The 4,977-nt window shown below is 72.5% G+C and carries 4 protein-coding genes; all 4 read left to right on the top strand.

Features of this window, described 5'->3' with window-relative positions; translation table 11 throughout:
* The coding region (locus FV230_RS24475) for a cyanophycin synthetase (RefSeq protein WP_281408322.1) at positions 1-518 on the top strand (518 nt) is incomplete at its 5' end.
* 208 nt (positions 519-726) lie between these two features.
* Positions 727-2,193 (top strand): UDP-N-acetylmuramoylalanyl-D-glutamyl-2,6-diaminopimelate--D-alanyl-D-alanine ligase, encoded by a 1,467-nt coding sequence (locus tag FV230_RS24470; RefSeq protein ID WP_147844245.1) that lies wholly within the window; start codon positions 727-729, stop codon positions 2,191-2,193.
* An 89-nt stretch (positions 2,194-2,282) separates the two neighbouring features.
* Positions 2,283-3,368: a phospho-N-acetylmuramoyl-pentapeptide-transferase gene (mraY, locus tag FV230_RS24465; protein WP_147729392.1), complete on the top strand. Its 1,086-nt coding sequence runs from the start codon at positions 2,283-2,285 to the stop codon at positions 3,366-3,368.
* Between the two features lie 204 nt (positions 3,369-3,572).
* On the top strand, positions 3,573-4,949 hold the full coding sequence (gene murD, locus FV230_RS24460; protein WP_147844244.1) for a UDP-N-acetylmuramoyl-L-alanine--D-glutamate ligase: 1,377 nt from the start codon (positions 3,573-3,575) through the stop codon (positions 4,947-4,949).
* The last annotated feature ends 28 nt before the right edge of the window (positions 4,950-4,977 follow it).

Here is a 4,977-nt window from a genome sequence, read left to right as displayed (position 1 = left end):
GCGCCGCCGACCCCGACGGCGTGTTCGCGAGCCTGGAGCACCTCACCGGCGTGCCCGGCCGCATGGAGCGCATCGGCGAGGTCAACGGCGCGCTCTGCCTCGTCGACTACGCCCACAAGCCGGAAGCCCTGGAGGGCGTCCTCGTCGCGTTGCGCCCCTTCGCCACCGGGCGCCTCGTCGTGGTCTTCGGCTGCGGCGGCGACCGCGACCGCGGCAAGCGCCCGATCATGGGCGCCATCGCCGCGCGGCTGGCCGATACGGTGATCGTCACCGACGACAATCCCCGCTCCGAGGACCCGGCCGCGATCCGCGCCGCCATCCTCGCCGAGGCGCCGGGCGCCGGCGAGATCGGCGACCGCGCCGAGGCGATCCGCACGGCCGTGCGCGGGCTCGGGCCCGGCGACGTGCTGGTGGTGGCCGGCAAGGGTCACGAAACCGGCCAGATCGTGGGCGACCGGGTGCTGCCGTTCTCGGACCACGCAGTGCTGCGGGCGGCGATCGATGGGGATCTGCGATGAGCGCCGTTCCCGTGAAACACGACGACTGCCGCACGTCTCCCTCCCCCCTCTGCGGGGGAGGGTGGCCCGCGAAGCGGGTCGGGAGAGGGGAGCGACATCTCCGGACAACGCGCTCCCCTCTCCCGACCCTCGCTGACGCGAGGCCCACCCTCCCCCGCGAAGGGGGGAGGGAAGATGCGTTGCACCGTCGCGCTCGACCGGAGGCCGCATGAGCCCGAACGCCAAACCGCTCTGGACGGCGGCCGAACTCGCGGCCGCCACCGGGGGAACGCTCCAGGGCGAGCGCGGCGCCGTCACCGGCGCTTCGATCGACACCCGCACGCTGCAGCCGGGCGACCTGTTCTTCGCGATCCGGGGCGAGGCTCGCGACGGGCACGACTTCGTCCGCGCGGCGCTCGACAAGGGCGCGGGCGCGGCGGTGGTCGCCGCCGACCGCGCCGCGTCGTTCGACGGACCCGTCCTGGCCGTGCCGGGGGAGGGCCCCGATCCGGTCCTCGACGCGATGACGCGCCTCGGCCGCGCGGCCCGCGCCCGCACCGCGGCCCAGGTCGTGGCCGTGACCGGCTCGGTCGGCAAGACCGGCACCAAGGAGGCCCTGCGCCACGTGCTGTCGGCGCAAGGGGAGACCCACGCCTCCGTCGCCTCCTACAACAACCACTGGGGCGTGCCGCTGACGCTGGCGCGGATGCCGGCCGAGAGCCGCTTCAGCGTGTTCGAGATCGGCATGAACCACCCGCGGGAGATCGTGCCGCTCGTCGCGCAGGTCCGCCCGGAGGTGGCCCTCGTCACCACCGTCGAGCCGGTCCACATCGAGCACTTCGCCTCGCTGTCGGCGATCGCCGACGCCAAGGGCGAGATCTTCTCGGGCCTCGCGCCCGGCGGCGTCGCGGTGCTCAACCGCGACAACCCGAGCTTCGCCCGCCTCCACGCCCATGCCCTCGCCTCGTCGGCCGGGCGCATCGTCACCTTCGGCGAGCACGAGGAGGCCGACGTGCGGGCGCGCCGGATCGTGCTGCGCCCCGACCTCTCGGTGGTCGACGCGGTGGTGATGGGCCAGCCGGTGACCTACCAGCTCGGCACCCCCGGCCGGCACACCGCGATGAACTCGCTCGGCGTGATGGCGGTGATCCACAGCCTCGGCGCCGACCTCGCGCGCGCCGCCCTGTCGCTCGCGGCCCTGCGGCCGCCGGTCGGGCGCGGCGAGCGCACCGCGCTCCAGCTTCGCGACGGCGAGGCCTTCCTCGTCGACGAGAGCTACAACGCCAACCCGGCCTCCGTGCGCGCCGCGCTCTCGACGCTGGCGGCGATCGAGACCGGTCCGCGCGGGCGCCGCATCGCCGTTCTCGGCGACATGCTGGAGCTCGGGGCGGCCGCGGACGCGCACCACCGCGACCTCGCCGGCGCCGTCGCCGACCACGGCGTCGACCTCGTCTTCACCGCCGGCGCCCTGATGGGCCACCTGTTCGAGGCGCTGCCGGTCGCGCGCCGGGGCATCGCGGCCGCCGCCTCGGCCGACCTCGTCGAGCCGCTGGCCGCGATCCTGCGGCCGGGCGACGCCGTGATGGTCAAGGGCTCGAACAGTATTCGCATGGGTCGGATTGTCGAGGCGCTCAAAGCCCGCTACGCGAACCCCCCGGCGCGCCACGACGCGTCGGCCCTGTCCGCCGGGCCGTGACCGGCACCTGATCGTCCGCCGAGGCCCCGGGACCGTTCGCGTCCCGCCGGCGCCCTTTCTTCGTGTGAGCCAAGCCGCCGAGCCCCCGGATGCTGTATCTCCTGTCGGACCTGAGCGGCACGCTCTCGGCCCTCAACGTCTTCCGCTACATCACCTTCCGGACGGGAGGCGCGCTGTTCACGGCGGGCTTGTTCGTGTTCTGGTTCGGGCCGCTGATCATCTCGCTGCTGCGTCTGCGCCAGGGCAAGGGCCAGCCGATCCGCGAGGACGGGCCGCAGACCCACCTGCTGACCAAGCGCGGCACGCCGACCATGGGCGGCCTGATGATCCTGGCCGGCGCCATCGTCGCGATCCTGCTCTGGGCCAACCCGCGCAACCACTACGTCTGGATCACCCTCACGGTGACGCTGGGCTTTGGCGCGATCGGCTTCTACGACGACTACCTCAAGGTGACGAAGCAGTCGCACAAGGGCTTCTCGGGCAAGCTCCGCCTCGGGCTCGAGGCCCTGATCGCGATCACGGCCTGCTACGCGATCTCGTACTTCTCGCCGTCCACGCTGCAGAACCAGCTCGCCTTCCCGGTGTTCAAGGACGCGCTGCTGAATCTCGGCTGGTTCTACGTGCTGTTCGGCGGCTTCGTCATCGTCGGCGCGGGCAACGCGGTGAACATGACCGACGGCCTCGACGGGCTCGCCATCGTCCCCGTGATGATCGCCTGCGGCACCTTCGGCGTCATCGCCTACCTCGTTGGCAACTCCTTCACCGCGAGCTACCTCCAGGTGAACTACGTGCGCGACACCGGCGAGCTCGCGGTGGTGGCTGGCGCGGTGATCGGGGCGGGGCTCGGCTTCCTGTGGTTCAACGCGCCGCCGGCGCAGATCTTCATGGGCGACACCGGCTCGCTCGCTCTGGGCGGCCTCCTCGGCGTCGTCGCGGTGGCCACCAAGCACGAGATCGTCCTGGCGATCGTCGGCGGCCTGTTCGTCCTCGAGATCATGTCGGTGATCATCCAGGTCGCGTCGTTCAAGCTCACGGGCAAGCGCGTCTTCCGCATGGCGCCGATCCATCACCACTTCGAGCAGAAGGGCTGGAAGGAGCCGCAGGTCGTGATCCGGTTCTGGATCATCGCCGTCATCCTGGCGCTCGCCGGCCTGGCGACGCTCAAGCTGCGGTGAGCTGTGGTAGACTTTGCGCAACCGACGCTTGTTCCACCCCCGCCCTCATCCTGAGATGCGCACGCGAAGCGGGCGCCTCGAAGGAGTCCTCCAGCGACCGCCATGTGTTCTGGAGGTCGCCTTCGAGGCTCGCCGACGCGGGCACCCCAGGATGAGGGGGGAGGGGCGGGACAACCCCGATTGCCGACCTGTTCCGAGTTTCCGATGACCCCAGCCACAACCTACGCCGGCCGCGCTGTCGCTCTGTTCGGGCTCGGCGCCTCCGGCCTCGCCACCGCGCTCGCCCTGAAGGAAGGCGGCGCCCGCGTGATCGCCATGGACGACAACGCCGAGGGCGTCGCCAGGGCCGCCGCCCAGGGGATCGAGACCGCGGACCTGCGCGCGGCCGACTGGTCGGGCTTCGCGGCGCTGATCCTCTCGCCCGGCGTGCCGCTGACCCATCCGGTGCCGCACTGGACGGTCGCGCTCGCCAAGGCGGCCGGCATCGAGATCGTCGGCGACATCGAGCTGTTCTGCCGGGAGCGGCGCGCGGTCGCGCCGGGCGCGCCGTTCGTCGCGATCACCGGCACCAACGGCAAGTCGACCACCACGGCGCTGATCGCGCACATCCTGCGCGCGGCCGGGCGCGACGTGCAGATGGGCGGCAACATCGGCACCGCGATCCTGTCGCTGGCGCCCCCGGCGCCCGACCGCATCCACGTCGTCGAGCTGTCCTCGTTCCAGATCGACCTGACGCCCTCGCTCGATCCGAGCGTCGGCGTGCTCCTCAACATCACCCCCGATCACCTCGACCGCCACGGCACCTTCGCGCAATACGCCGCGATCAAGGAGCGGCTGATCCAGGGCTCGGACCGCGCGGTCGTCGGCGTCGACGACGGGCCGAGCCGCGCCATCGCGGACCGGTTCGCGGAACGGGGCGGCGACCGGCTGACCCGCATCCACGTGCCCCGCGACGCGGCGCTCACCGCCGACGCCGTCACCGTCCGCGACGGGGTGATCGCGGACCGTGATGGTGCGCCGATCGCCGACGTGTCCGCGATCCGGTCGCTGCGCGGCGCGCACAACTGGCAGAACGCGGCCGTGGCGGTCGCGGTCGCCCGCGCGCTCGAGCTCTCGCCCGACGACATCCAGGCCGGGCTCGCGAGCTTTCCCGGCCTGCCGCACCGGATGGAGGAGGTCCGGGTCCACGGCGGCGTGCTGTTCGTCAACGATTCCAAGGCGACCAACGCCGATTCCACCGAGAAGGCGCTCACCGCCTTCCGCGACATCCACTGGATCCTCGGCGGCAAGGCGAAGGACGGCGGCATCTTCCCGCTGGTCCCGTATTTCGAGCGCATCGCGCACGCCTACCTGATCGGCGCCGCCTCCGACGCCTTCGCCGCGACGCTGGAAGGCGCCGTGCCCTACACCCGCTGCGAGACCCTGGACGTCGCCGTCCGGGCGGCGGCAGAGGGCGCGGCGGCCTCGGGCGCGCCCGAGCCGGTGGTGCTGCTCTCGCCGGCCTGCGCCTCCTACGACCAGTTCCGCAGCTTCGAGCAGCGCGGCGACGTGTTTCGCGAGCTGGTGCGCGCGCTGCCCTGAACGGCCGGTCGCCGGCGCCGGCGGGCGA

The sequence above is a fragment of the Methylobacterium sp. WL6 genome (genome assembly GCF_008040095.1).
GTDB lineage: Bacteria > Pseudomonadota > Alphaproteobacteria > Rhizobiales > Beijerinckiaceae > Methylobacterium.
This window is presented reverse-complemented; position numbering and strand designations above follow the sequence as displayed.